The organism is uncultured Mailhella sp. (genome assembly GCF_963931295.1).
GTDB lineage: Bacteria > Desulfobacterota > Desulfovibrionia > Desulfovibrionales > Desulfovibrionaceae > Mailhella.
This window is the reverse complement of sequence record NZ_OZ007001.1, coordinates 2,789,500-2,813,860: the sequence shown is the minus strand read 5'-3', so window position 1 is coordinate 2,813,860 and position 24,361 is coordinate 2,789,500. Positions and strand designations below refer to the sequence as shown.

General features: G+C 61.9%; 18 protein-coding genes. 11 read left to right on the top strand and 7 right to left on the bottom strand.

Features of this window, described 5'->3' with window-relative positions; translation table 11 throughout:
* Positions 1–17: 17 nt before the first annotated feature.
* The 5 genes from ABGT79_RS11920 (at position 18) to ABGT79_RS11900 (ending at position 5,434) form a co-directional block, all read left to right on the top strand.
* A complete protein-coding gene (locus ABGT79_RS11920) occupies positions 18–437 on the top strand; it encodes a tripartite tricarboxylate transporter permease (RefSeq protein WP_346666358.1) in 420 nt (139 codons plus the stop codon).
* Positions 389–1,531: a tripartite tricarboxylate transporter permease gene (locus tag ABGT79_RS11915; protein ID WP_346666357.1), complete on the top strand. Its 1,143-nt coding sequence runs from the start codon at positions 389–391 to the stop codon at positions 1,529–1,531. Before ABGT79_RS11920 ends, ABGT79_RS11915 begins: the two co-directional genes overlap by 49 nt.
* A gap of 12 nt (positions 1,532–1,543) precedes the next feature.
* Complete coding sequence (locus tag ABGT79_RS11910; RefSeq protein WP_346666672.1) at positions 1,544–3,220, top strand: FAD-binding protein; 1,677 nt, start codon at positions 1,544–1,546, stop codon at positions 3,218–3,220.
* On the top strand, positions 3,220–4,251 hold the full coding sequence (locus ABGT79_RS11905) for a hypothetical protein (protein ID WP_346666356.1): 1,032 nt from the start codon (positions 3,220–3,222) through the stop codon (positions 4,249–4,251). The genes ABGT79_RS11910 and ABGT79_RS11905 overlap by 1 nt, the downstream gene beginning before the upstream one ends.
* 253 nt (positions 4,252–4,504) lie before the next feature.
* The gene (locus tag ABGT79_RS11900; protein WP_346666355.1) at positions 4,505–5,434 is read left to right on the top strand and encodes a DNA-processing protein DprA; all 930 of its coding nucleotides are present in this window, start codon (positions 4,505–4,507) and stop codon (positions 5,432–5,434) included.
* Positions 5,435–5,633: 199 nt separating this feature from the next.
* On the opposite strand, the gene ABGT79_RS11895 is transcribed toward ABGT79_RS11900, so the two are convergent.
* Genes ABGT79_RS11895 through ABGT79_RS11885 form a run of 3 tightly spaced genes read right to left on the bottom strand, consistent with a single transcriptional unit; the run spans position 5,634 to position 12,165 of the window.
* Entirely contained in the window at positions 5,634–6,077 is a 444-nt protein-coding gene (locus ABGT79_RS11895) for a hypothetical protein (RefSeq protein WP_346666354.1), read from the bottom strand.
* Positions 6,074–9,421, bottom strand: coding sequence for a UvrD-helicase domain-containing protein (locus ABGT79_RS11890; protein WP_346666353.1), 3,348 nt, complete (start codon positions 9,419–9,421; stop codon positions 6,074–6,076). Before ABGT79_RS11890 ends, ABGT79_RS11895 begins: the two co-directional genes overlap by 4 nt.
* A complete protein-coding gene (locus tag ABGT79_RS11885; protein ID WP_346666352.1) occupies positions 9,418–12,165 on the bottom strand; it encodes a PD-(D/E)XK nuclease family protein in 2,748 nt (915 codons plus the stop codon). The genes ABGT79_RS11890 and ABGT79_RS11885 overlap by 4 nt, the downstream gene beginning before the upstream one ends.
* A gap of 129 nt (positions 12,166–12,294) precedes the next feature.
* Here ABGT79_RS11885 and ABGT79_RS11880 point away from each other — a divergent pair, with 129 nt between their 5' ends.
* The 6 genes from ABGT79_RS11880 to ABGT79_RS11855 all read left to right on the top strand — a co-directional run bounded on the left by ABGT79_RS11880 (position 12,295) and on the right by ABGT79_RS11855 (position 19,326).
* On the top strand, positions 12,295–13,281 hold the full coding sequence (locus tag ABGT79_RS11880) for a WYL domain-containing protein (RefSeq protein WP_346666351.1): 987 nt from the start codon (positions 12,295–12,297) through the stop codon (positions 13,279–13,281).
* A gap of 920 nt (positions 13,282–14,201) precedes the next feature.
* Positions 14,202–14,465, top strand: a complete 264-nt coding sequence (locus tag ABGT79_RS11875) for a type II toxin-antitoxin system HicB family antitoxin (protein WP_346666350.1) — start codon at positions 14,202–14,204, stop codon at positions 14,463–14,465.
* 120 nt (positions 14,466–14,585) lie between these two features.
* Entirely contained in the window at positions 14,586–15,605 is a 1,020-nt protein-coding gene (locus tag ABGT79_RS11870; RefSeq protein WP_346666349.1) for a GNAT family N-acetyltransferase, read from the top strand.
* Positions 15,606–16,010: 405 nt separating this feature from the next.
* Positions 16,011–16,808 (top strand): hypothetical protein, encoded by a 798-nt coding sequence (locus ABGT79_RS11865; protein ID WP_346666348.1) that lies wholly within the window; start codon positions 16,011–16,013, stop codon positions 16,806–16,808.
* A 361-nt stretch (positions 16,809–17,169) separates the two neighbouring features.
* Positions 17,170–17,931, top strand: coding sequence for an amidohydrolase family protein (locus ABGT79_RS11860; protein WP_346666347.1), 762 nt, complete (start codon positions 17,170–17,172; stop codon positions 17,929–17,931).
* A 216-nt stretch (positions 17,932–18,147) separates the two neighbouring features.
* Positions 18,148–19,326 carry an MFS transporter gene (locus ABGT79_RS11855; protein ID WP_346666346.1) on the top strand — a complete coding sequence of 393 codons (1,179 nt, stop codon included), beginning with the start codon at positions 18,148–18,150 and terminating at the stop codon, positions 19,324–19,326.
* 151 nt (positions 19,327–19,477) lie between these two features.
* On the opposite strand, the gene ABGT79_RS11850 is transcribed toward ABGT79_RS11855, so the two are convergent.
* From ABGT79_RS11850 to ABGT79_RS11835, 4 genes are all read right to left on the bottom strand, one after another.
* A complete protein-coding gene (locus ABGT79_RS11850) occupies positions 19,478–21,928 on the bottom strand; it encodes an AAA family ATPase (protein ID WP_346666345.1) in 2,451 nt (816 codons plus the stop codon).
* On the bottom strand, positions 21,925–22,872 hold the full coding sequence (hemC, locus tag ABGT79_RS11845; protein WP_346666344.1) for a hydroxymethylbilane synthase: 948 nt from the start codon (positions 22,870–22,872) through the stop codon (positions 21,925–21,927). The genes ABGT79_RS11850 and hemC overlap by 4 nt, the downstream gene beginning before the upstream one ends.
* A gap of 348 nt (positions 22,873–23,220) precedes the next feature.
* Positions 23,221–23,460: a zinc ribbon domain-containing protein gene (locus ABGT79_RS11840; protein ID WP_294485120.1), complete on the bottom strand. Its 240-nt coding sequence runs from the start codon at positions 23,458–23,460 to the stop codon at positions 23,221–23,223.
* Positions 23,461–23,464: 4 nt separating this feature from the next.
* On the bottom strand, positions 23,465–24,079 hold the full coding sequence (locus tag ABGT79_RS11835) for a D-sedoheptulose 7-phosphate isomerase (RefSeq protein WP_346666343.1): 615 nt from the start codon (positions 24,077–24,079) through the stop codon (positions 23,465–23,467).
* Positions 24,080–24,361: the final 282 nt, after the last annotated feature.

Here is a 24,361-nt window from a genome sequence, read left to right as displayed (position 1 = left end):
GGCAGAAGGAGCAGAGCATGTTTGATCAACTTATGGAAGCCCTGGGCATGGTGCTGCAATGGCAGAACTTCTTCTGGGCTCTGTTCGGCGTAACCTTCGGCATCATCATGGGAGCCATCCCGGGGCTGAGCGACAACATGGCCATCGTGCTGCTTCTGCCCTTCACCTACTACCTCGGTCCCATTCCCGGCATCGCCATGCTCATGGGCCTGTCCAAGGGGGCCAACTTCGGCGGTTCCATTCCCGCCATTCTGTTCAACATTCCCGGTACGCCGCAGGCCATGATCACCACGTTTGACGGGTATCCGCTGGCAAAAAACGGAAAAAGCGGCAAGGCACTCAAAACGGCCCTGTTGCCTCCGTCACCGCCGACACCGCAAGCGACCTCGTGCTCATATTCCTGGCGGCTCCCGTCGCCTCCATCGCTCTGCGCATAGGTCCGCCCGAATACAGCATGATTCTGCTGTTCTCCCTGGTCATCATCAGTCTGGCCGCCTCCGGCAGTCCCTGCCGCGGCCTCATTGCCACATGTCTCGGCCTGCTGCTCTCCACTGTCGGCTGCGATCCGGAAATGGGCACGCCCCGCTTCAACTTCGGATTCATTGAACTGGCGGAAGGCATAGGCATCATGCCCATGGCCATAGGTCTGCTGGCCTTTTCCGAAGTGCTTCTTCAGGCGGAATCCTGGTACAAGGATCGCCGCTCCGGCAAGAAGCTGGAAGAAGTGCGACTTTCAGCCAGAGGAACCGATGCGGACAGACTTACGCCTGCCGAAATGAAGCAATGCATTCCCACCATTGCCCGCTCCACCCTTATCGGATCGTTCGTGGGCATTGTGCCCGGCATAGGCACGACGGTAGGCGCGTACCTCAGCTATATCTGGAGCAAAAAGAAGTCCAAGCATCCCGAGATGTTCGGCAAAGGCGCCCTGGAAGGCATAGCCGCCTCCGAAGCCGGCAACAATGCCGTGAACGGTCCCAACCTCGTGCCTCTGGTCACCCTCGGCATTCCCGGGAACCTCGCTGCGGCGCTCATTCTCGGCGGCTTCATGATCAAGGGCCTCATTCCCGGCCCCCAGTTCATGGAAAGCAATGCGCCCCTGCTCTACGCCCTGTTCATCGTTCTGCTCATCAGCAACCTCTACACGTTCGTTGTGGGCGGAGCCTTCATCCGCTGCGCAAGAAAACTGGTTTCCATTCCCAAGCCGGTGCTCTTCAGCGTGGTGCCCATGTTCTGCCTCATCGGCTCGTACGTAAACAACAGCAGTCTGTTCGACATATGGCTCATGCTCGTGTTCGGCGTACTGGGCTATGCGCTGACCAAGCTGAGAATCAGCCTGCCGACCATGATCGTGGCATTCTTCCTGGGATCTCTGCTTGAGCACAAGATGCGCCAGAGCCTGCTCATTTCCCGCGGAGACTGGACGGTCTTCCTCGACAGACCCATCGCCTGCGCATTTTTGCTGCTTACGGTGGCCATCATTCTTCTGTACATCGTGCGTCACGGCTTCGGCAAAAAGAAACAGGCCTGAGCCGGCAACCTCATACGCAAGGACATTTCTATGAAATTGCAAGCCATGGAAACAGATTTCCTCATCATCGGCGGCGGCAGCGCCGGCTGCATCGCAGCCATGCATGCCCTGCAGCTGAATCCCGATCTCAACGTCACCATCTTTGAAAAAAGCGACATCGTGTACGGCGGATCCATTGCACGCGGCATGGACGCGCTGAACATCGTGGCCATTCCCGGTCAGACCACGGCGGAACTTTATCTGGAATCCGTGCGCGCCATGACGGCGGGCGTGGTGGACGCCGGTCCCAGCTACGTCATGGCCGAACGTTCCTATGCCCTGCTCAAGGAAATGGAAAGCTGGGGCGTTACCTTCCCCAAGGATGAGAACGGCCAGTACAAGACGCTGAAATATCATGTCAAAGGCAAGTTCCAGACGGCCATGGACGAGCCCGAGCTCAAGGCCATGCTGGTGAAAAGAGCGCTTGATCTCGGCACGCGTCCCGTCAATCGCGTGATGGCGCTGCGTCTGCTCATGGACAACGGCCGCGTGGCCGGCGCCGTGGGCATGAACGTCCGCACCGGCCAGATGGTCGTATGCAAGGCCAAGACCGTGCTGGTGGCTTCCGGCGGCGTGAGCCGCTTCACCCTGCCCAATTCCGAATATCTCTACGGCGTGTACGACTATCCCGGCAACACCGGCGACGGCTTCGTGATGGCGCTGCGCGCGGGCGCCGGAGTGACGGGCATGGAATACACCCAGCGCACCATGCTCATCAAGGACACCAACATGCCGCTGCTGGCCATCTGCGTTTCCCGCGGGGGCAGAGTGCTCGACTGCGAAGGCAACATTCTGATGGAAGGCGAAGTCGCGAACACCAACGTGATGAACGAAGCCTTCACCAGGGGCCGCGGTCCCGTTCACATCCAGCTCAGCCACCTGCCCGAAGAACGCATCCGCGAGATCGAGCATATACTGTTCACCACGGAACGTCCGGTCAACGAGCGCTTCTTTGCCGGCCGTCACATCGACTTCCGCAAGCAGGACATCGAACTGTGGCCCACGGAATACTATCTGTGCGGCGGACACGGCCTTGCGGGCATACGCGTCAACGAGCGCGCGGAAACCGCCGTGCCCGGACTGTACGCGGCAGGCGACGTGGCCAGCGTGGCCAAGCAGCATCTGACCGGCGCGTTCGTGTTCGGCGAAGTTGCCGCGGAACAGGCCGTGAAATACGTGGCCGAAGCCCCGGACACCGCCATCAACGAAAACGACGTGGCCGCCGTCAAGGCCGAACTCGACGAACGTTTCACGGCCAGAAACCGCGACATCGACGTTCACGATCTGGAACGCAAGGTGCGCCGCATGGTGGCCGACTATCTGGTGTCGCCCAAGAACGCCCACAAATTTGAACTCTGGAAGTACTGGTCGAGGACGTTCCGTGAAGACATCAGGCATGTCGCCGTGCATAACGGCCACGAACTTTCCAAGCTCTATGAAGTGGAAAACATTCTGCTCTGCGCAGACTGTTCCGCCGTTGCCGGGGACTTCCGCAAAGAAAGCCGCTGGGGCGAAAGCCACTACCGCAGCGACTATCCCCAGCGCGACGACGCCAACTGGAAGTGTCATGTGGTCATCAAGATGAAGGACGGCAAGCTCAATGCAGAAAAGGTCAGGGTTTCGGAACTGAATGAGGAGGTCTCCCTGTGATGAACGACAGCAATATCGCCATTGACGTTTCCAAATGCCTTGCCTGCGGCAATTGCGTTGACCGCTGCATCATGGACAATCTTCGCCTGGTGCTTCCTCCCTGCCGTCAGGCTTCTCTGCTGGACATCAACTATCAGGGCATCCTTCGCCTTGCCGCTCAGGGAAACATGACCGAAGCGGCCCGCGAACTGCGTCGCTGCACGCCTTTCGGCGGCTTGCTGGCCGCATGGGGCGACGCTCCGGCTTTCCGCGCCTGCTCTCGCGGACACAGCGGCGGCGCGCTGAACTTTGCCGGCATTCTCGCCTATCTCGTGCGTACCCAGGAAGACGCAGTGTACGGACCGGCCGGCCGTCTTCCCCGCTCCCACAAAAAAGCCGTGGTGGCAGGCAGCGATGCGGCCGCCCTTCAGGCCGCCTTTTCCCTCCGCATGGGAGGCCACGCCGTCACCGTTCTGAGCGCTTCGCCCTGCCCCTCGGCGGAAGGCGTGCCCGCTCCGGTTCTGGAAAAGACCATGACCATGCTCAAGGGCATGGGCATAGCGTTTGAAACCGCCGACGCCTTCAACGTTGAAGAACTCTGCAGGAACTTCGACGCCGTCATCCTCACCGGCTCTGCCGCGGACGGCATGAGCGCCGACGAATACGGATTTGTCCGCGACAACCTGTTTGCCGTCATCGTCGGCGACAGTCGGAATCCCATGCAGGCCATGGCCGGAGCAATTCGTGCCGCTCATGCCGCCCGCAACCTTCTGGAAGGCTTCAGCGTGGACTATGAAGGCAACCAGCGCGTGGCCCGCGGCCTGGAACGCTTCCACGGCCTTTCCGAAGAACAGGAAGACGCTCCCGAAGCCGCGCCCGTGGCCTGCCGCGGCGACGGCTTCACTGAAGAGGAAGTCAAGGCCGAAGCGTCGCGCTGCCTCGGCTGCGGACGCCCCGTCGAGCGCAACATGACCTGCTGGTACTGCCTGCCCTGCGAAGTCGTATGCCCCACGCAGGCTCTGCACGTGCGCATTCCGTATCTGATCCGCTGATGCGCGTCTGACGCGTATCATCAACCTGACAAGGCCGGCACGTCCCAACGCGCCGGCCTTGTCGTTTCTTTGCCCTTTCTTCCCCTTCCCACAAAAGCCTTTCGGCCGCCGCGTGTTCTTCACGCCTTTGCCGTCACGATTTCAAGGCGAACCGTCCACCCTGCCATAGATCAGAAAACAAAAGCCTCTCTACGCCAATCCACCGCATTGATATATTCAACATCTCCTTCAATCTCATCAAAGGATCATGGAGATGTTGTCATCCCGGCATATTATTGCTCTTCAGTCTGTAAAAGGTCTTGGAAACATCAGCGTCAAACGCATAGCCGACCATGCTTTAGAAGACGACATTCCTTCCGACGAGGCACTTTGTACACTTGTCACGACGTGCATTGCGGAAAAAATCATCACAAGAGTAAAAAACGTCACGGCGGAATCCGTGCGGCAGGGGCTGAACGCCGCCGACCGCATCATGGAAAAAGCCGCCCGCAGCGGGGTCGGCATTCTCTCCTACGGAAGCGACAACTACCCGCAGGAAATGCTTTGCGCCGTCAACTGCTCCGGCAGACCCGACATTCCCCTCACGCTCTACTGCAAGGGCAATCTCGAAGCGCTCCGGCACCCCGGCGTGGCCGTCATCGGCACCCGTCATCCTTCTCCGGCCGGTCGCCGACATGCCGAATACTGCGGAGAGCGACTGGCGGAAACGGGCTGCAACATCATCAGCGGCCTTGCCGCGGGCTGCGATGCCGCGGCGCATCGCGGCGCGCTCTCCTGTCCCGGCGGCAGAACGACGGCCCTGCTCGGGCACGGTCTGGACACCGTGTATCCCAAGGAACACGCGTCGCTGGCCCGGGACATTCTGGAGCACGACGGACTTCTGATAAGCGAATATCCTCTGGGAACCCGGGTCACGCCGTTCACGCTGACGGCCCGGGACCGTCTTCAGGCCGCGCTTGCGCAAAGCGTCCTTGTCGTGCAGGCCTCCGCCGAAGGCGGAACCATGCTTACCGCCCGCATGGCGCTTGCCGCCGGAAAGGCGCTGTTCTGTCTGCACTACGCTGCCGACGATCCGGCGGAGGAAGAAAAAACACAGGGCAACCGCATGCTGATGCAGGAAGGCGGAACGGCACTCGATCCCCGTCTCTTCGCAGACAACATTCTTGACATCATCAACGCCTGAGCACGACGCAATGTTCCGCATTCTGTCGAGGCGCCGCACTGAGCGGCGTTTCGGCAACGCACATCAGGCGTAGCCTCGTCTTCCTCTTCTGAAACTGCCCCGGCGTTTTTCCCCGGCTGACTGTGCGGCGCATCATCTCCACCTTACGCCTACGGCCCCGCCCTTTTCCGAAAAACACGGCCCGCAAGCCCCTTGCCCTTCACAGCGCCGTGCGTGCCCGCCTCAAGCCCTGCGCCGCGCACACCACGTCCAGCACCCGTTTCAGCTCCCCTTCCCTGTTCAGATCCACAGGCACCAGCCTGTCCAGACAGCCGTGAGCCGCCAGCTCGGCCTGTTCCGCTTCCATGGCGGCATCGTCCAGCCAGAAGAAATCACTGTTCCAGTCCAGCGCTTCCGTTTTCAGCGTCGTCCACGCTGCGGGCCTGACGCTCTTCTCAAGCGCGGAAACGATGTCCGCAGGCAAAAACTGCCCGAGATAGTATCGAATCCAGGGCAGATCCTCCAGGCTGCGGCAATGCGTGGTCAGCCAGAAACAGTCGAAAAGACGCGTCGCCTCCGCCACAAACTCCGCGACGCCGGGCGCGGCGCGCTTCCGACGGACGGTCAGGAGCACGCCGTCCACATCAAGATAAAGTCTGGTCATGCCATCGCCGCCGACTGGAGAGAAAACTCCAGCATCTTGCCTTCCAGAGGAAGATGCATCCAGCACCGGCACTCGCGCCCCATGTCGGCAAAGGCCTGAAGATATCCGGCCATCTGCACGGCATACGCCTCCTGAAGATGCTTCAACAGCGCCTCGTCCGTCGCGAACCGTGCATAGTCGCCGCACTTGTGGTCGATGATGAGACACGGACCGCATGTTCCGTCCTCATGCCGCAGCTCCACCAGCATATCGACGCGCATCGTCCGGCGAAGCTCGCCTTCCGGCGTTTCCCGGCAAACTTCCAGCGGCCACTCCGTGCGCCAGACCAGCCTGTCGCCCTCGCGCCTTGTCCGCGCGGGCTCCCAGCGCTTCTCCACCTCTTCGCACAGACGCTCCGCCGCCTTGTCCAGCCAGGATTCCGCGTCGGGCCATATCGGCGTCTGCTCATTCCACAGTGCGCAGAACGCCCTGCGCCTCTCCATCCAGCGGCCCGAGCTCTGCTCGCGCTCCCGCTTCTCCCGGCTCATGCCGAACCAGAGCGTCAGCCAGGCGTGAATCATGTTGCCAAGCTCGCTGCGCGCAACCTCGTCCGACGCCGCCACGGGCACGGCGTCGGCAAAGCGCCACAGCGACAATGCACGGCTCTCCGGTATCTCTTCCGAAATATTTTCCTGCACCGCGCGCTCCGGCCTCGTCGGAAAGCTTCCCGCAGACAGGCAATCCATCGCCTCTCCGCCGCTCTCCTCCGGCTGCAGCATGCGCACCAGGCACGGCTCCCCGAAAAAGTCGCCCTCGCCTTCCTGGAGACTCTGCACCGTATCCGCAGCCTCGGCGTTCAGAAAACAGGAAAGTCCGTCCAAAAGCACACCTTTTTTGTCACTGAAACGGCCCGTCACAATCAACACGCTTTCCGCCCGGGTCATGCCCACGTACAGCAGACGCAGCTCTTCGCGGAGACTGACCTCACGGTATCTGTCCTCCACGCTATTCACCGCTGCGGCAAGAGGCGAGTATGCGTCGGGAACAGAAACATTCTTTGTTTTCCGAAGACACGCAAAAACGGGAGGCAGCCAGAAAAGCTCCTGCGCCGAAAGCGGATCGTCCCAGGGAGGCTGACCAGCCGCATGAACATTCACGCCCCACGCGGATCCTTTGTCCGGCGCAAAGCTGAAGCCGTGAAGCAGCACTACCGGTCGCTGCAGTCCCTTGGAAGCGTGAAGCGTCCATACCTGCACCGCGCTCTCCCCGCCGGAAGCCATGCCCGGCTCCTGATCCTCCAGCCAGTCGAACCAGCCGTACATCGTCACCGGATCGCGCCTGCTGTGCATGGCCGACTCGTACTCCTTCGCCAGCACGCGCAGCGCTTCCAGGTTGGCGCGGCGCTCCTGACCGCGACTCCAGGACGAAACGAGACGAAACGCGTCCGCAACGTCCATGACTTCGTCCAGCATCTCCGAGGGCGTCAGCACCCAGGCCCGCTCATGCAGAGCTCGCAGTGCCTGCCAGCAGGAAATTCCCTCTTCCAGCTTCCGCGCGGACGCCGCTTCAAACCAGTCGCCGCCAGGATGGAACAGATGATACAGTTCCGCAAGATCCAGCTGACTGCCCCATCCGTCCGCGGCCACACGGCAGGCGCGCAGACACAGGCGTATTTCCTCCTGATCCAGCAGTCCCTTGCGCGACACGCAGGCTCGCAGGCCGAGCGCTTCCAGCTCGTCCGCCACGGAGCGACAATCGTCCCCTGTACGGCAGAGCACGGCCACGTCGCCGGCCTGCACGGCGCGGAACTCGCCGCGTTCCTTGTCGTACACGAGCGTTTGTTCCTCCAAAAGACGCTTCACGGCGCGCGCCACGGCGGCGTCGCAAACCTTCTTTGCCGTCTTCGAGTTCCCTTCCACAAGCCAGAACTGCACGGAAGAAAGCTGTTCCGCCTGCTCCCTGACCTTCCGCCTCGCCTCCTGCGTCATGTACGGCGCGTCGGACGACTCCTCAAGATAGCTCTGAACCGCAAGTTCCTCGTCTTCCTTGAGCAGCGCGTCGCGCAACGGCGCATTCACGGCGTTGAAAAACGCGTTGGTGAATCGCAAAATCGCCGGAAGCGAACGATGGCAGACCGTCAGATCCGCCCTGTTCCAGCCCTCGGTGCCCCGACGCGTCAGCTCCGGCGCGGCGCCGCGAAAACCGTAGATGGACTGCTTGTCGTCGCCGACGAACACCACGCGGCCGTCCGCGTCGAGAATACGGCAAAGACTGTTGAAAATGCTCAACTGCATGGGACTCGTATCCTGATACTCGTCCACCAGCAGCATGCGGAAGCGTCCGCGAATCCGCTCCAGCACCGAAGGTTCCCGCAGAGCCTTGACCGCAAGCTGCTCCATGTCGGCAAAATCCACCACGCCGGACTGCTGCTTGAGAAGCTGAAAACGTTTCCGGCAGTCCTCGGCAAAGCCGAACATGCGGCGAATCAGCGTCATGACGTCCCGATGAAACTCCGGCGTCGCCAGCGCTCTGAGGCCCAGTTCCGTGAGTTCCTCCGCAAAGGCGGCGTTTCCGGCATCCAGAGTGCGACCCACCAGAGAAAACCAGTCCTTCCAGCGCATGTGCTCTACCGGCAGACTTTTCACGAAGGCCTGATGATCCAGCGCCTTCTTCGTCATCGCTCCGGTTCTGCTGCTTTTGACGTAGTTGCCCGGATCGCGCTGCTCCTTCCATGCCTCCCGCAGATCGCACTCCACGCTCTCCAGCGGCTCGCCGACTCCGTTCACGCACGCAAAATACCGTTCCATCTCCCGGCAGGAACGCTCCGCCATTTCCTCAAGACGCTGATCCATGCCGCCGGTCCGCGCCGCCGTCAGTATGTCGTGCGCCGTATTTTTCCACTGATCTTCGGGCTTCGTTTTCGTGTCGCCGTACTTCACTTTGTCCAGACCAAACGAGGAAAACAACGCGGCTGCGTCGCCGTACTCCTCCACAACGGGCACGGACGCCTGCTCGAACATGGCCTCGGCGTCTTCTTCGGAAAGCTCGTCCGCCCGGGGCGAAATGCCCGCCTCCAGCGCGTATTCCTGCAAAAGCCGCAGGCATACCCCATGCACGGTGCCTATGTACGCGCCTCCCACCCGGGAGGCCATGTCGCAGGCCCCCTGACGGTACAAAGCGGCGCAAAGACGCTGCTTCAGCTCGGCCGCAGCCTTGCGGGTAAATGTGACCGCAATGATTTCTTCCGGCATGCAGGGTCGGCATCCCCCCTTTCCTTCCAGCGCGTCCATGTAGCGCCGCACCAGATCAAAGGTCTTGCCGGTTCCCGCGCTGGCCCGGATGACCAGTTTTTCCACTCCGCTCATACCGACGCCTCCTCTTCCGCCGCGCCGCGGTTCACGCCGTCCCGGCGTCCGCACAGAAAGCGGAACGCGCAATACGTGCAGGTCGAATCCTGCTTCTGTTCCTCATGAACGGCAAGCACCCCTTCGCGCATGGCCGAAAGTGTTGCCTCCAGCTCCTCGGCCACCTTGTCCCACTGCTTTTCAAGATCCGGCTCCGTCGCGGAATCCCCCACGCGGACAATGCCCGCCTGAGGAAGCAGCACATACCACGCGTCCCTCACGTCGGCCGCGCCTTCCCCGTTTTCCGCACCGTGCTTCAAAAGATACTGATACGCCGCAAGCTGCACCGCCATGCCTTCGTCCACGCTTTTCCGATACGCCGACCGGCGCGACCACTTCATGTCCACAATCAGCGAAGGCGACGCTTCCCCCGCCCGGGCGAAGGCCAGATCGTATCTTCCGCGAAGAAGCACGTCCTGAAATTTTGCCTGCGCCGTCTGCTCGGCACTGTGAAAACGATAGCCCTCCCTGTCGGCAACGGCGATGAAGCGGCGCAACGCGCGATGAAGCGCCGCGGCCATGCCCCTCAGTTCGCCGATTCTGCCCGGATGCGCCATCCGGGCCCCGCGCACCCTCGCCTGCTTCTGCAGCAGAGCAAGCAGCGTTTCTTCGTCGGGCGTCGCGCCCTCCCGGAATACCTGCTCCGCCGCCTCGTGCGCCATGTTCCCCTTGACCACGGCATCCGGGAGCAGCGACTCTTCATCGTCGGAGAGATGCAGCACATATTGCAGATACCAGCGCAGGGGGCAGGCCAGCAGCGTCTCCAGCGTGGAGGGAGAAAGACGCTCCGGCATCTGCAAATGTCGCTTCCGGTCCGTTTCCGGCAGAGCAGCTTCCGGCTGTGGAAGCTTCTCCCGCTCCTGACGCCAGAATCCGCCGAAGCGCTCGTCCACATTTTCTTTCGGCGTATCCGAATTTTCTTTCTGCCTGTCCGAACCTGCCAGCACCTCTGCGGCCGACACCGGCTCGGGGAACGGCGAACGGATACCGAGCCTTTCGGCCACGGCGTCAAGCCGCAGCTTCAAAGGATGCGGCGCCGTCTCTTCCCCATGACGAAAACGCGGCGTCACCATGATGAGACGGCGCGCGAAAAAGAACGGACAACTTGCGCCTTCCTCCTGAAAGCGACGTTCGGCCTCCACGTCGGAAAGCGCAAAGCCCCGCGTCTCCAGCCATGCCCGCTCCTCCCGACTCCAGACAACGGATTCGCGCGGCGCGGTGCCTTCGTCCACGGCGTTCCACCATATCACGGTATCTGCCTCGCCCCAGAGCTGACCAGGCTCGTCCAGCACGGTCCAGAGCATGCCCCGAGACGCTTTACGCCTCTTTTCCCCCTCGCCGAGCGCGGCGTCGATCACCTTGTCCCATTCCGGCGCGGACATCTCTTCCCGCATGTCGGCCACCGTCTCACCGAGGCGCGCGCAAAGTTCCGCCGTCATGTGCAGCTCCGAGTCTTTGTCGTCCCGGCCCGCCTGTGCGGCCCACTTTCCCAGACGCTGCGCCAGAAGACGGGCCTTCTGCGGATCGACCATGTCCTTTGCCGCGCCGCCTTCGGGCACGATCCAGCCGAACGCCGCCCTCAGGCGTTTTTCCTCCCCGCCTCCGAGCTTTTCCGCTTCGTCCCAAAGCTTCCGCCACGGCCCCGGCCACGACTTCGGCTCCTGCTCCCAGGCGAGCTCGCTCTCCGACGCCTTCAACGCGTCCAAAAAGCGCCCGGCCCAGAACTTCGGCACCGGACTTGCGGGCAGCAGCAGAAACTGCCGCAATGTTTCCGGATCAAAGGGAAAAAGATGCAGACGCAGATACAAAGGCAGAATCTGCTCGAACGCCCTCCCCTGCGCACGAAGACACGCGCCCGTATCCGGCAGGCCGCAGCGACGCAGCGCGCCGTCAAGCTCGACGCTCTCATCCGCCCGGATCATCACGACGCGGCCGAGATCCCCCGCATGTCGATGCCGGGCCAACGTCGAGGCCAGCGCTTCGGCCGCTTCCGTCGTGAAATCCGCCTGCAGAATCATCAGGGAATCGTCGTCAGCTCCGAACGCCGTCTGCTTCGGCAATGCTCCGGCAAGCAGCGCAGCCGCCGCGCCGAGACGGTTTTCCGCAAACTCCGCGGGGCTCGCCGGTTCCTCGATCTCCACGCCGTTCTTCTTCAAAAGAGAAAACAAACGCTTCCACGGCGCGCTCCAGCAGCACAAGGGATGAGCAAGACTCACGCGCGACACGCCGTCGATGCCCCAGGCATCCACGGCCTGCAGCACCCGCTGAAAGCGATCCGCCATGCCCGGAGTGCTGGCACGCCCCAGCAGCGCTTCCAGACGAAAAAACTCCGCAAGCCGCACAGGCGTCGCTCTTTCGCGCTCCGACGAAAGCGCCACATCTTCGAGTGCGCCCGCCATCTTCAGCTCGTCGCGCATGGCAAGAACGCGCCTTGCCGTATTCCATGCGTCGGCTTCAAACGCCCGCGTATAAAATGCGTCGGGACACGCCGCCGTCCGCTGGCGGAGCAGCTGCTGCACAACGGCAATGCGGCGGCTTCCGTGAACAATGCGCGCAGGAAGCCCCAGCTTTTCTTCCAGAAGAGACAAAAAGCCCGCTTCCCCCGTCACATGAACGCCGGAAACGGCCCTGCCTTCTGCTTCCGCCGCCTCCAGGGCCCCCGGCCACGCATGACCGTCCATATGACGGCCGAGTATCACATGCATCCGACACGCTCCTCACTGTCTGCGCCGAGCCTCGCGCTTCTGCGCTTGTTACGCTCCACGATAGGGCTTTTCGCCGCGCTCTGCCACATCAAAATCAGGCTCCTCTTGATTTCGGCGCAAAATAGCGCCATGCTCCTGCGGTACATCCCTTTCTTCGAGGACAACATGACGCGCTCCACGCCAGAATTATCGGCCGCAGGCTCCAATCGTCTCGTTCGACTGCTCCGCATCGCCCAAGAAATCCGATGCTACCCGCAACAGACGCAGGAAGCGCTGCAGAAAAAATTCGGCATCAGCCGCAGTCAGTACTACAAGGACAAGGCCGCGCTGGCCGAAACGGGCTTTTGCTTCACCTTCAACCGCAAGACGGGCTTCCGCATCACGGAAGACAGACTCACGCCCATCACCGGCCTCACGCTTTCCGACAGGCTCGTGCTCATGTTCGCGCTCGAATACCTCAGCAGCGAAGGCGACGGAACCCTCGCCGCCCTGGCCGTGGAAACCGGACGCAAACTGGCGGGCGGTCTTTCCTCGCCCTTCCGGGAACAGCTTCAGCAGTGCTTCGATTCCTGCATCACCTCCAAGGTGTTCGGTGCGGAACCGGAAGTGCTCCAGACGCTGCAGAAGGCCGTGTACGAAAACCGCCGAGTGCGCATCTTCTACACCCGCGCCACGGACTGGACGGAACGCTGGCGCACCATTGATCCCAGACGGCTGTACATCCGGCGGCACGCCATCTACGTGTATGCCCGCACGGCCGACGAAACGCCGCCCGCCTGGAAAATCTTCCGTCTGAACCGCATCAGGAAGGCCGAACCCACGGACATCTGCTTTTCCTGCGAATCGCTGCAGGACGACGGCTTTGCCGACAAGCAGCAGCACTCCTTTGCCGGCGTGTTCGGCGACACGCTCTTCGACGTCACGCTGCGCTTTACCGGCAACGCCATGCACTACGTGCTGGAACGCCAATGGCATCCCAGTCAGCAGACACGCCGCTCCGCCCACGAACTGCTGTTTTCCGTGCGCGTTTCCGATCCTCAGGAAGTCGTCCGCTGGGCCAGACAGTGGGAAAACGAAATGGAAGTCGTCTCCATAACGCCGGTCAGCGAGGAATAGCGTTCTGCGGTCCGCCCCCGGGCTTGTACTCCGAGCGCAGAACCGCGCCCCGGAGCGGATACTTCCGCCGGGGGCCTTTTCCGACAGCGCCGAGTCGTCTCTTCTTCAGACTATTGCACACGCTCTCCAGCTCATCCTTTGCCGTCAGCGCCGGAAGCGTTCCGGCAAAACCGGGCGTATGCCAGGCATCTGCACCGGACGCCCCCGGACAGCCCGCCGCGCCTGCCGGACAACGAGCGCGCCGACAATTCTGCGGGAATCAGAACTTCCAGTATTCGCAACCGTAGGAGAGCATCAGCACCATGACCACCAAAAGAATATACACAAGGCTCATTTTTTCCATACCGCGGGAATATTTCTTCATACGTCTTTTACCACTCAATGTTTCTTTATACATGACTTTTCAGAATATGCCGGACATATCTTCCGCGCCGTCCACAACAGGGTGGACAAAAGAACGCCGCAGCGCTTCTTCGACGACGGAGCGCAGCGGTGAGTTCCGACTCATGCGCCGTCCGGCAGCTACGCGGCAAGACCGCCCGCAGCCCGGACAGCAGAGACAGATATTTTCGGAAGCGGAACAGAAACCGGGCAAGGATCGCCCGTCGCAGAGCAGATGTTCCGACAGTCTTCTTACTATAGACGTTTTAGCAATAATGTAAACTGCGCCTTCCCGCGCCGCTCTCCGGAAAACGATTGAAAGTTTGCCCTGTCTTCCTGCTCTCCACGGCGCGGACTCCCCCCGCCGACCGAGCGGCCCCCTGGGCGCGCCAGCTGCGCCATTCCGAGCACGCCGGCAGAGCTTTCAACGACGCGCGCCTTTTTCCCGCCGACGTTGCATTCCCGCTCCCGACGCAGTACCATGACCGACATGCCCGGCGACGATGCGCCGTCGGACGGTTCAGCAAAGGAGGCCCCGCGTGCTCTATCCCATGTTCGTCCGCCATCAGCCTTTCGGCGGTTTTTCCGGCGAACTTCCCGATCTTCCCGGATGCGTCCCGGAGGGCGACACGCTGGAGGAGATGCTCGACAACGTGCAGAGCGCCGCGCTGCTCTGGCTTGAGGAACGCCATGCCTCTGTGCTGCCCGAGCCTTCCGCGTCGGAAGATTACGACGACGCCGACTGCCCGCCCATGCTCGTGGAAATTCTTCCGCCGGAGTCGCCGCAAACCAGCAACGACTGACGCCCAGTCGCCGCTTCGGGCCGACTCCGCGTTTTTCAGGCGCTGCGGAGCGCCGCGTCCGCAGCCTTTGAAAAAGCGCGCCAAAACTCTGCGTTCAAGCTGTTCAGACATATCTCTGCCATGGAAACACTTATTCTGTCCCACGGTTCCCTTGACTGGAACCCGCCGCTGGCCGCCCTCTGGACGGCCATTGCCGCGCGCTCCGGAAGAGCGGATCCCTTCAGCTGCACGCCGGCGTGGCAACTCTCCTTTCACGACGCCTTTGCGCCCAGACGGCGTCTGTTCATCCATGTGGACGAAGAAAACGTGCTGGCGTTTGCGGAGCTCACGCTGCTTTCCGGACATATTCTTCTCGCGCCCGTGGAAGCGCACTGGATTTCCGCAAGCCCCCTGCTGGGGCCGAGTGCCGACGACCTTCTCGTGCAGATGCTTCCCGCGCTGGCCGACTTCTATCACGGCGCGCTCCCCTGCCTGCTTATCAGCGGTCTGGAAGAAGGCAACGATCTTTTTCCCCGCCTCTCCCGCCGCACGGCCGACATCTTTCATGTGCTGCCCCAGCCCGCCACGCTGCAGCGCAGCGCCTCGCTTGACGGCGGCATGGACGGCTATCTTTCCCGACGCTCGGGCAATTTCCGCGCCAAAATGAAAAAGGCGCGCCGCAAGGCCGCGGAAAGCGACGTGACCTTTGAACGCGTCGTGCCCGCCACGGTTCAGGAAGCCGACGCCGCCTACGCGCGCATGATCGCCGTTGAGGAAAGAAGCTGGAAAGGCAGGGAGCACTGCGGTATGACGGAACCGCCATCGCTGGAATTCTACCGGGTGATGATGCGGCGACTGTCCCTGTACCGCGGCGGCCGGGTAATGTTCGCCGCACAGGAAGGCAAGGACATCGGCTTCATTTTCGGCGGCATGGCCGGACGCTTCTACCGCGGGCAGCAGTTCAGCTACGACGCCGATTATAAAACGCTTTCCATCGGCGACCTTTTGCAGATGGAACAGCTTTCCTGGCTGTGCGAAGAAAACGCCGTCCGTTACGACATGGGCATGAGCGATCACCCCGCCATGGCCTACAAAACGCACTGGGCGGAGCTGGAACAAAAACTTCTCGCCTGGCTGCTCATCCCCAAAGCGAGGCCGTAAACAAACGGGGGGGGGCGTCGCTCTGCTCCAGAGCTCCCCACCGCAGTCCTGATACGCCCGTCGTCTTCTGAGCGCCCGAGGAGCGGCGTCTGCGCAACCGTTCGCCGCAAGCGCCGTGCCCGACGTCCGACCGGAAATTTCCGCTTTTCTCCGAGCTCCTTCCGACAGCCCCTCCGTCAAGGCGCTTTTCCCTCTCCTTCCCACAGATTTTTCTGACGAGATCACCGGCAAGGGCAAGCGCGTCCGCCTTTCCCGCTCGGCAAGACAGAAGCGCAACACGGCGTTCTCCTTTATTTTTTCCGAATATATGCAGTCCAATTCTGGATTTCTTTCTCTCTTTCCTCTACACTTCTCTTCAGAAAACTCGCCGCGCTTTTGTAACCCTCTTTTCTTCGGAGGCTGTCCATGAAAAAATGGCTTATCACTCTGGCGGCTCTGATCGTCCTGCTGGCCGCAGGCGTCACGATTCTGTTCTTCTCCCTCAATTCCATTGTGGAAAAGGCCGTCAACACCGAAGGCCCCAAAATCACCGGAACGTCCGTGCATCTGGACAAGGCGGACATCTCGCTCTTCTCGGGCAACGGCGTGTTCCGCGGCTTTTCCGTGGGCAATCCGGCAGGCTTCAGCGGCCATGCGGCCACGGTGGGAGCCGTCGCCGTCGATCTCGACACCTCCACGGTGTTCAAGGATGTGGTCGTCATCCGCAGAATCGCCGTGGACAACCCCGAACTCGTGTATGAACTCGGCAGGAAAACCAACAACTTCGACGTGATTCTGAAAAACATTCAGGACTATGCCGACAGTCACGACGAAGGCGCGGCCTCTTCCGGCGGCGAGACAAAGAAGGACGACGAAAAGTCCACGAAGAAAGTCATCATCGACGAGCTCATCATCCGCAACGCCAGGGCCACGCTCAGCGTTCCGATGCTCAAGCTCTCCGTGCAGGTGCCGCTGCCGGAAATCCGCCTCACCGACATCGGCCGGAAGGAATCCGGCGCAAGCTTCGCCCGCACCGCTCTTGTCGTTGTGAAGGAAGTTTCCCGCACGCTGGCCGAAGCCACCGCCGCGCAGACGAAGAATATCGGCTCCACGCTGCTGAAGGGTGGGGAAAACGTGGGTTCCGATCTGCTGAAAGGCGGAGAAAAGGCCGGCGACACAGCAAAGAACCTGCTGAAGGACGGTCTCAACCTTTTCAAGAAGTAACCCTTGAGCGCCCGGCCGAATCCGGCCGTTGAGCCCGTGCCGACAACCTTTTCCCGCGCCTGTGCTGAGGCACTCTGACGCTCACGCAAACGGCGCAAGGCTCATCGGAAAAGGCGCAACGCTCCAAAACAGGCGAAAAAAACATCCTTCACGTCTCAAGGACGCGCCCTCTGCGGCCCCTGTCCGTTCTGCGGACAGGGGCCTTTCTTTTCGCTTTACGAAAATGCCGTTCCATCTGTAACAACCAGAAAACGCTTGCCTTTTTCAAGAAAAAAGAAGAAGCCTTCCCGCATGGGGCCGCTTCGGCCCCGTCAGCTTTCTGTCGCCATGCCCGGTCAACAGGACCAAAAGGAGCATCGTCATGGACAACGTTCGGTATGATTTCGACTTCTTCAAAAAAATCGACGCCCATTCCCATATCGGTTTTTTCGGCAGTCCCTTCAACGTCAACTTCAACACGGAACTTCTCGCCCGTCAGATGGACGAGTACAACATTGAAAAAACCATCCTGTGCCCTGCGGGAGCTCATCTCAACGAAGAAGTGAACGCCGCCTGGCACGCCATGCCGGAGCGCGTCATTCCTCTTTGCTGGGTCAATGCCAACCTCGGACAGCAGGCCTATGACATGCTTGAACATTATCTGCGCGACGAGGGCTTCGCCGGCGTCAAGATGCAGCCTCTCTTCGACGCCTTCACCGCCGACTCCCCCATGGTCGATCCCATCATGGACATCGCGCAGGCATACCACAAGCCGGTATTCATCCATTGCGGACACCCGCCCTATTCCCTGCCCTGGCAGATCGGTCTGCTCGCCGAACGCCACCCCGAAGTGCCCACGGTGATGATACACATGGGCCACGGTCATGGCGTGTACATCGAAGGCAGCATCAACATGGCGAAAAAATACGACAACCTCTTCCTCGAAGTATCCGGCATGCCCATGGGATGCCAGATCAGGAACGCCTATGAAACCGTGGGTTCGGAAAGGGTTATGTTCGGCATTGATTCGCCCTTCCATCACCCGAGCGCGGAAATTCAGCGCGTCCATTCCTGCGGTCTGCCCGCCAGCGCTCTGGAAGACGTGTTTTACAACAACGCCGCCAAATTCATGCATCTGAAATAATTGCCCACTTTCGGCAGAACGCGCCCTTCCGGCCTGCTTTTGAAACGGAGACGGAAGGACGCGACAACGTGCATCGAAGATCGGCCCTCGAAACGCATGTTCTCAGGCCGCGGCAAAGGACGAATGCGGCGTCTTGCCACGCGCCCCGCACTGGACTAGCATGACAGCCCGCACTCATGCCGTCCGGCATGTTCACTCCGACCTTCGTCTTTTGCCATGAACTACAGAAAAATCCTTCTTCTTTCCCTGGGGCATCTTTCCTGCGACCTCAATTCCCACGCGCTGCCCGCCCTGCTGCCCTATCTTGCGGCCGCTCACGGCTTCGACTATCAGACCTGCGGCTTCCTCGCCTTCGCCTATTCCGCCGTGGCCTCGCTGGTGCAGCCGGGCCTCGGCCTGCTCGCCGACAAAATAGCCCGCGGCTGGTTCATTCCGCTCGGCATTCTCATGGCGAGCCTGGGCATCGGCGCCACCGGCTTTCTCTCCAACGAATATGCCATGTTCGTCTCTCTGGTGCTGGGCGGCATAGGCGCGGCGGTCTTTCATCCCGAGGCGGCCCGCTACGCCAACATCGTGTCCGGCGACCACAAGGGCGTAGGACTCAGCATCTTTTCCGTGGGCGGCAACGGCGGCATGCTCATGGGGCCGGTCATCGTCATGCTCGCGGTCGGCGGAGTTCCGCTCGGCGGCATGACCCTGGGCGGCTTCGGACTGCACGGCACCGCCGCCTTCTGCCTGCTCGGCGTTGTCATGGCGTCGGTGCTGCTCTGGCGCGTTTCCGCCTGGGACATGGCGGCCAGAACTCCCAAGGCCACGCAAAACACCAGCTCGGCCGCCAATGAATGGGGATCCTTCGGCATTCTTTCCGGCTGCCTGCTTACCCGCATGGGACTCACCGTGGCCTTCACCACCTACCTGCCGCTCTACTGGCAGGGCGTGTTCCACGCGTCCGTGTCCACCGGCAACCTCATGCTCGTGCTGTTCTCCATCTTCGGCGTAGCCAGCAATCTTTCCGGCGGCGCTGCCGCCGACCGCTGGGGCTTCCGCCGAGTCATACGCTGGGCATCCTTCCTCTCCCTGCCCATTCTCGCCGTGTTTCCGCTGGTGAGCAGTCCGTGGCTGGCCGGCGTTCTGCTGGCTCCGCTCGCCATAGCCCTGTTCGCGCCGTTCAGCTCCATGGTCGTGCTCGGTCAGCGCTATCTCTCCAAAAACATGGGCTTTGCTTCGGGCATCACCCTCGGGGTTGCCGTCAGCGTGGGCGGCATGTTCGCCCCCGTGCTGGGCTGGGTCGCCGACCTCTGGGGCGGTCTGGCCCCCGCCATGCATCTGCTCACGCCTCTGGCCGTCATCGGCGCGGTGTGCGCCTGCTTCCTCCGCGAACCGAAAGCAAACTGATCTTCCGCGGCTCTTGCCGCCACACGCACGAAAAAGGCGTCCGTCCGTTTCTCCCCTCGGAAAAACAGACGGACGCCTTTTCCAAACTCTCGCGTTCGTTCCCGGCACGCCCAGCGCCCCGAACGCTGCTCTGCGCAGAAAAGCGCGCCGCTCAGGCCCGCGTTCTGCGCTTTCTGGTCTTGAAGCTGTGCTCGGCCAGCCAGCCGAATTCGCTCAGCCGTTCGTCAACCTTATAAAACAGCGTGTCCCGGGCAAAAGTGCCGTTCTTGCGGCGACGCCCCACCGGCATGCCGGTAAGCAGTTCCATGGCTTCCGAAATGTGCGTCACGGGATAGATGGCAAAACGCCCCTCGCGCACGGCCTCGACAACCTTGTCGTCCAGCATGAGATGCTCCACATTGTCGCGCGGAATGATGACGCCCTGCTCCCCCGTGAGTCCGCGGCGGGAACACAGCTCGAAGAATCCCTCGATCTTGCGGGTGACGCCGCCCACGGCCATGATCTGCCCGGACTGGCTTACCGCGCCGGTAAAGGCCAGAGACAGTCGGATGGGCACTTCCGACAGAGCGGAGAGCAGTGCCGCGAGTTCCGCGCCGGACGCGGAATCTCCTTCAATGCCGCTGTAGCTCTGCTCGAAGCATAGGCTGCCGGAAAGCACCAGCGGCTTGTTGTGCGCAAACTGCGAAGCCAGATAGCTTTTCAGAATCATCATGGCCTTGGTGTGGATGGGGCCGCCGAGCTCCGCCTCGCGCTCAAGGTCAATGATGCCGCCGTGTCCCACGCCCACGGTGCAGGAAATCTGATGCGGCAGGCCGAACTCGTAGTCGCCGCTCGTGGTCACGGCCAGACCGTTGACGCAGCCGACTTCGGCACCCGACGTGCGCAGCTTGATGACGTCGCGGTCGTATTCCTCCATGAAGAGTTCCTCGACAAGATCGGAGCGATGCCGACGCGCTTTCAGCGCCGCGTTCAGACTGGCTCTGTCCACCACGGACTTGCCCGCCATGGCGGCCGTGGCCGACGCCTCGATGAGCGTTTCGCGCATGAGCGGAAAACGCAGCGTCAGCTTCCGGTGATCCTCGCACAGCTCCGAGCCGTGATCCACCAGACCGGCCAGCGCTTCACGGTCGAACGGCAAGAGATCGGCCTCGTCCATGATGCGGGCGAGCTGACAGAGCCACGACCGCACGGACGGCGCCGTGCGCTCGGTCTCCGAAGCCATCTGCGCCTTGATCTTGAACTGCTTGGCAAAACGCTCGTCGCGCTCCAGCAGCATTTCGTACAGATCCTCCTCGCCCACGAGCACCACTTTCAGATTCAGGGGCATGGGTTCCGGCTCTATGCCCTTCACGCGGGAGGTATCGTTGAAGTCCGGGTCTTCAATGCGGGCCACGCCGGAGCGCAGCGCGCGCATGAGTCCTTCCCATGCGGGGCCGTTGGCCAGAAGATCGTTGGCATGCAGCACCAGATAGCCGCCGTTGGCGCGATGCAGCGAACCGGCCTTGATGAGCGTGAAGTCCGTGACGAGCGCGCCCATTTCCGATTCCCTTTCCACGCAGCCCAGCAGATTGCCGTAGGTGGGATGATCCTCCACCACCACGGGCGCGCCGCGCATGTCGCCGTTGTCCACCAGCACGTTGACGCTGTAGCGGTACAGATCCGGCTCCTGCGGCGCGGGGCTTTCGCCGTGCCCCGGCAGAGACGGTCCGTCCTTGGGCAGAAAAAGCTCCAGATGATCCAGCACGTCGGCCCGAAGATCGTCAAAGAACGTGCGCAGCGCGTCGGTCTTCTCCTCGCAGCCGGACAGACGGCAGGCCTTGTCCGCCACCGGCGAGACCAGACGGTTCAAGAGGTATTCCGCCGCCTCGCGCTCAAGCTGACGCTCCTTTTTCTGAAAGCTCTTTTCAAGCTCACCCATCTTGCGGACAAAGGGAGCCATGCTCTGCAGCAGCTGATCCGCTCTTTTTTTGAACTCCCGGCGCTCCAGCGCGTCCAGAAGCGACACTTCCTCGTCGCTCAGGCGCTTGCCTTCCTTCATGGGAAACAGCGACAGCGCTCCCTGCTCTTCGGCTTCGAGCGCAAAGCCCTTTTCTTCGGCCATGCGCTCAAGCTCCTTGACCATGTTCGAGCGCTCTTCGCGGAACTGTTCGCGTCCGGCGCGGCGCTTGCGCAGAAACACGTCGGAATCAAGCCGCGCGGGCAGCTCCTCGCGAAGCTGGCGGAGCGCGTCGGCCAGCGCATCGCGCATCTGGCTGCCCTGTCCGGCCGGAAGCTGAATGAGAACGGGCCGATCTTCATCCTTGAAATTGTTGACGTAAATGACGTCTGGAGGCGTGGCTTCCCGGCGGGCGAGCGGTTCGAGAAAATCGCACAGCATGTAGGTGCGCCCCAGATCGGGCGAGCCGGAAAGATACACGTTGTACCCGGAATTGCGGATATGCACCGCAAGCTCCAGCGCAGCCAGCGCCCTGGGCTGCGCCGGGCGACGGCGTCCGCCCCGGGGAATGGCGCGGCTGTCCTCCCACGGAACGCGTTCCGCGGGCCAGCAGGGACGCAGCTTGTCCGCAGACAGCGGCGCTATGGTGCGAAGCGCAGGACTCATGCCTTTTCCCCGTCTTCTCCATTGTAAAGTTCAGCCAGAATGCGGTCTGCGCCTTTGGAAAGCAGTTCCTCCGCCAGCGCGCAGCCCATGAGCTCCGCCTGTTCCGGCGAGGCCTCGGCGCGTCTGAATCCTCGTATCACCGTTTTGCCGTCCACGCCGGCCACCAGCGCGGAAAGTTCCAGCTCGTCGCCGTTCAGCACGGCGTGGGCCGCGATGGGCACCTGACAGCCGCCGTCCAGACGACGCAGGAACGCGCGCTCCGCAGAAACGCACAGGCGCGTGGGCCTGTGTTCAAGGAAGGAAAGAAGCTCGCGCAGATCGGCCCTGTCTTCGCGCATTTCCACGCCGAGCGCGCCCTGTCCCACGGCGGGCAGCATGTCCGGCGGCGTGAGATCCTGCTGGAAGGTGGCGGAAAGCCCCAGACGCTTGACGCCCGCGCGGGCGAGAATGATGGCGTCGTACTGCCCTTCCTTCATCTTGCGCAGGCGCGTTTCCACGTTGCCGCGCAGCATGGCCACGCGGATGTCGGGCCGCAGCGCCAGAACCTGCGCCTGTCTGCGCAGGGAACTTGTGCCGAGCACGGCCCCCGCAGGCAGCGCGGCAAGTTCCGCACAGCGCTCGGAAAGGAAGAGGTCGTTGCACACTTCCCGTTCCGGAACCGCGCCCAGAATCAGCCCTTCGGGCAGCACCATGGGCACGTCCTTCATGCTGTGCACGGCGATGTCCGCCGCGCCGGAAAGCAGCGCCTCCTCTATTTCCTTCACGAAAAGGCCCTTGCCGCCCACCTTGGCGAGAGGCACGTCGAGAATGACGTCTCCCTTGGTCTTGAGCACGAGCAGTTCGACTTCCAGATCAGGATACTGCGCCGTGAGGCGTCCTTTGACGTGTTCCGCCTGCCAGAGCGCCAGCTTGCTGCCGCGCGTGGCAATGATGATTTTTTTCATAAAAACTCCAGAGTTGCCGGAACCGACGTGCCTCAGCACCGGCAGAGACGCCCGTCGGGTCTTCCGTCGCGCCGGGGGCGCAGCCCCCCGCGGGGAAACGGCAGAATGAATGACGCCGGCTTGCCCGGCAGCTCGAATCTTGCCTGCTTTACGGAAAAACGCTCCGCTCTTCCTGGGAGCGCCACGCCGACGCGTGTTCCGAATCCTTCGCGCCGACGCGAAAGCCGACATCGCCTCCGCGCCCCGAACAAAGACAAAATCATGGACGCGATGCACCCGCGTCGCGTCCATGAGGCATTCAGAAAAAACGCTGCGTCGCCGCAGGAAAACAGGCGAGATTCCCGCAGACTAGTGACCGCAGCTTGCGCAGTTGCCGCCGGAGCATCCGGCGCATCCGCCGCCGGACGCCGGAGCGGAAGGCAGATCGAAGGAATCGGGCGTTCCGTCGGCCAGACGGCACGAGCAGCGGGAAATCATCTTTTCCGTGTCCGTGGAATGGCACTTGGGGCAGGAAGGCTTTTCGTCGCCGAAGACGAGATCCTCAAAGGTATGATTGCAGGCTTTGCAGCGATATTCGTAAATAGGCATGGAATCAGGCTCCTTTCGGGCCCTCGCTGAGGGCCTGAACATTCTCGAAGAGATAATGATCGATAAGCTGACACATAAGGTGCATGCACGCTTCGTGCATTTCCTGGATCAGCGGAGTGTGCGAATGGGGCACGTCGAGAAGATAGTCGCACATGGCGGCCATTCTGCCCCCGCCCTTGCCGGTGAGTCCCACCACCGCCATACCCGCGGTGCGGGCGGCTTCGATGGCCTTGACGACGTTGGCACTTCCGCCCGACGTGGAAAAGGCCACCAGCACGTCGCCGGGACGACCGAGGCCGGACACCTGACGGGAAAACACTTCTTCATACCCGTAGTCGTTGCCCACGGCGGTCAGCGTGGACGTGTCCACCGTGAGCGCCACGGCGGGAAGCGAGGGGCGTTCCATGAGAAAGCGACCCAGAAGTTCTCCGGTCATGTGCTGGGCGTCGGCCGCGCTGCCTCCGTTGCCGCAGACAAGAATCTTGCCGCCGTCGGCAAGACTGCGCGCCATGCGGCGGGAAGCCGCGTCGAGAACGGGAGCGGCGTCGGCAAGGAAGCGGCGACGCAGCTTCGCGCCCTCTTCCGCATGTTCGTGGATAATTTCAAGAGCTGTTTTCATGATGCTCCATAAGCGCTTGACGTGAGCGGCTCTCGCCGCGACTTTCAGAGAAGGAACCATACTCCAAAGCGCCGACACTGACAATGGCCGGGGCCCGCCCACGGCGGGCGCGCGTCCCTTCCCCGCAGAAGAGAAATAACGTTCCCGGGCGCTTCGGCAAGGGGCAAGGCCGCCTTTTTCCGCAAATTTCTCCGCGCTTTTGCCAAAAGCCGCAGCCTTCCGGCTCCCGGCGGGTCCGCCGCCGACATCCGGCCGTTGTTTCAATTTTCCATTGCGCGGGTT

What these genes read in the sequence shown, in the direction of transcription:
- ABGT79_RS11920 (WP_346666358.1), top strand. Translation starts at nt 18, where the DNA reads ATGTTTGATCAACTTATGGAAGCCCTGGGCATGGTGCTGCAATGGCAG.
- ABGT79_RS11905 (WP_346666356.1), top strand. Translation starts at nt 3,220, where the DNA reads ATGAACGACAGCAATATCGCCATTGACGTTTCCAAATGCCTTGCCTGC.
- ABGT79_RS11900 (WP_346666355.1), top strand. Translation starts at nt 4,505, where the DNA reads ATGTTGTCATCCCGGCATATTATTGCTCTTCAGTCTGTAAAAGGTCTT.
- ABGT79_RS11895 (WP_346666354.1), bottom strand. Translation starts at nt 6,077, where the DNA reads ATGACCAGACTTTATCTTGATGTGGACGGCGTGCTCCTGACCGTCCGT.
- ABGT79_RS11890 (WP_346666353.1), bottom strand. Translation starts at nt 9,421, where the DNA reads ATGAGCGGAGTGGAAAAACTGGTCATCCGGGCCAGCGCGGGAACCGGC.
- ABGT79_RS11885 (WP_346666352.1), bottom strand. Translation starts at nt 12,165, where the DNA reads ATGCATGTGATACTCGGCCGTCATATGGACGGTCATGCGTGGCCGGGG.
- ABGT79_RS11880 (WP_346666351.1), top strand. Translation starts at nt 12,295, where the DNA reads ATGCTCCTGCGGTACATCCCTTTCTTCGAGGACAACATGACGCGCTCC.
- ABGT79_RS11870 (WP_346666349.1), top strand. Translation starts at nt 14,586, where the DNA reads ATGGAAACACTTATTCTGTCCCACGGTTCCCTTGACTGGAACCCGCCG.
- ABGT79_RS11865 (WP_346666348.1), top strand. Translation starts at nt 16,011, where the DNA reads ATGAAAAAATGGCTTATCACTCTGGCGGCTCTGATCGTCCTGCTGGCC.
- ABGT79_RS11860 (WP_346666347.1), top strand. Translation starts at nt 17,170, where the DNA reads ATGGACAACGTTCGGTATGATTTCGACTTCTTCAAAAAAATCGACGCC.
- ABGT79_RS11855 (WP_346666346.1), top strand. Translation starts at nt 18,148, where the DNA reads ATGAACTACAGAAAAATCCTTCTTCTTTCCCTGGGGCATCTTTCCTGC.
- ABGT79_RS11850 (WP_346666345.1), bottom strand. Translation starts at nt 21,928, where the DNA reads ATGAGTCCTGCGCTTCGCACCATAGCGCCGCTGTCTGCGGACAAGCTG.
- hemC (WP_346666344.1), bottom strand. Translation starts at nt 22,872, where the DNA reads ATGAAAAAAATCATCATTGCCACGCGCGGCAGCAAGCTGGCGCTCTGG.
- ABGT79_RS11840 (WP_294485120.1), bottom strand. Translation starts at nt 23,460, where the DNA reads ATGCCTATTTACGAATATCGCTGCAAAGCCTGCAATCATACCTTTGAG.
- ABGT79_RS11835 (WP_346666343.1), bottom strand. Translation starts at nt 24,079, where the DNA reads ATGAAAACAGCTCTTGAAATTATCCACGAACATGCGGAAGAGGGCGCG.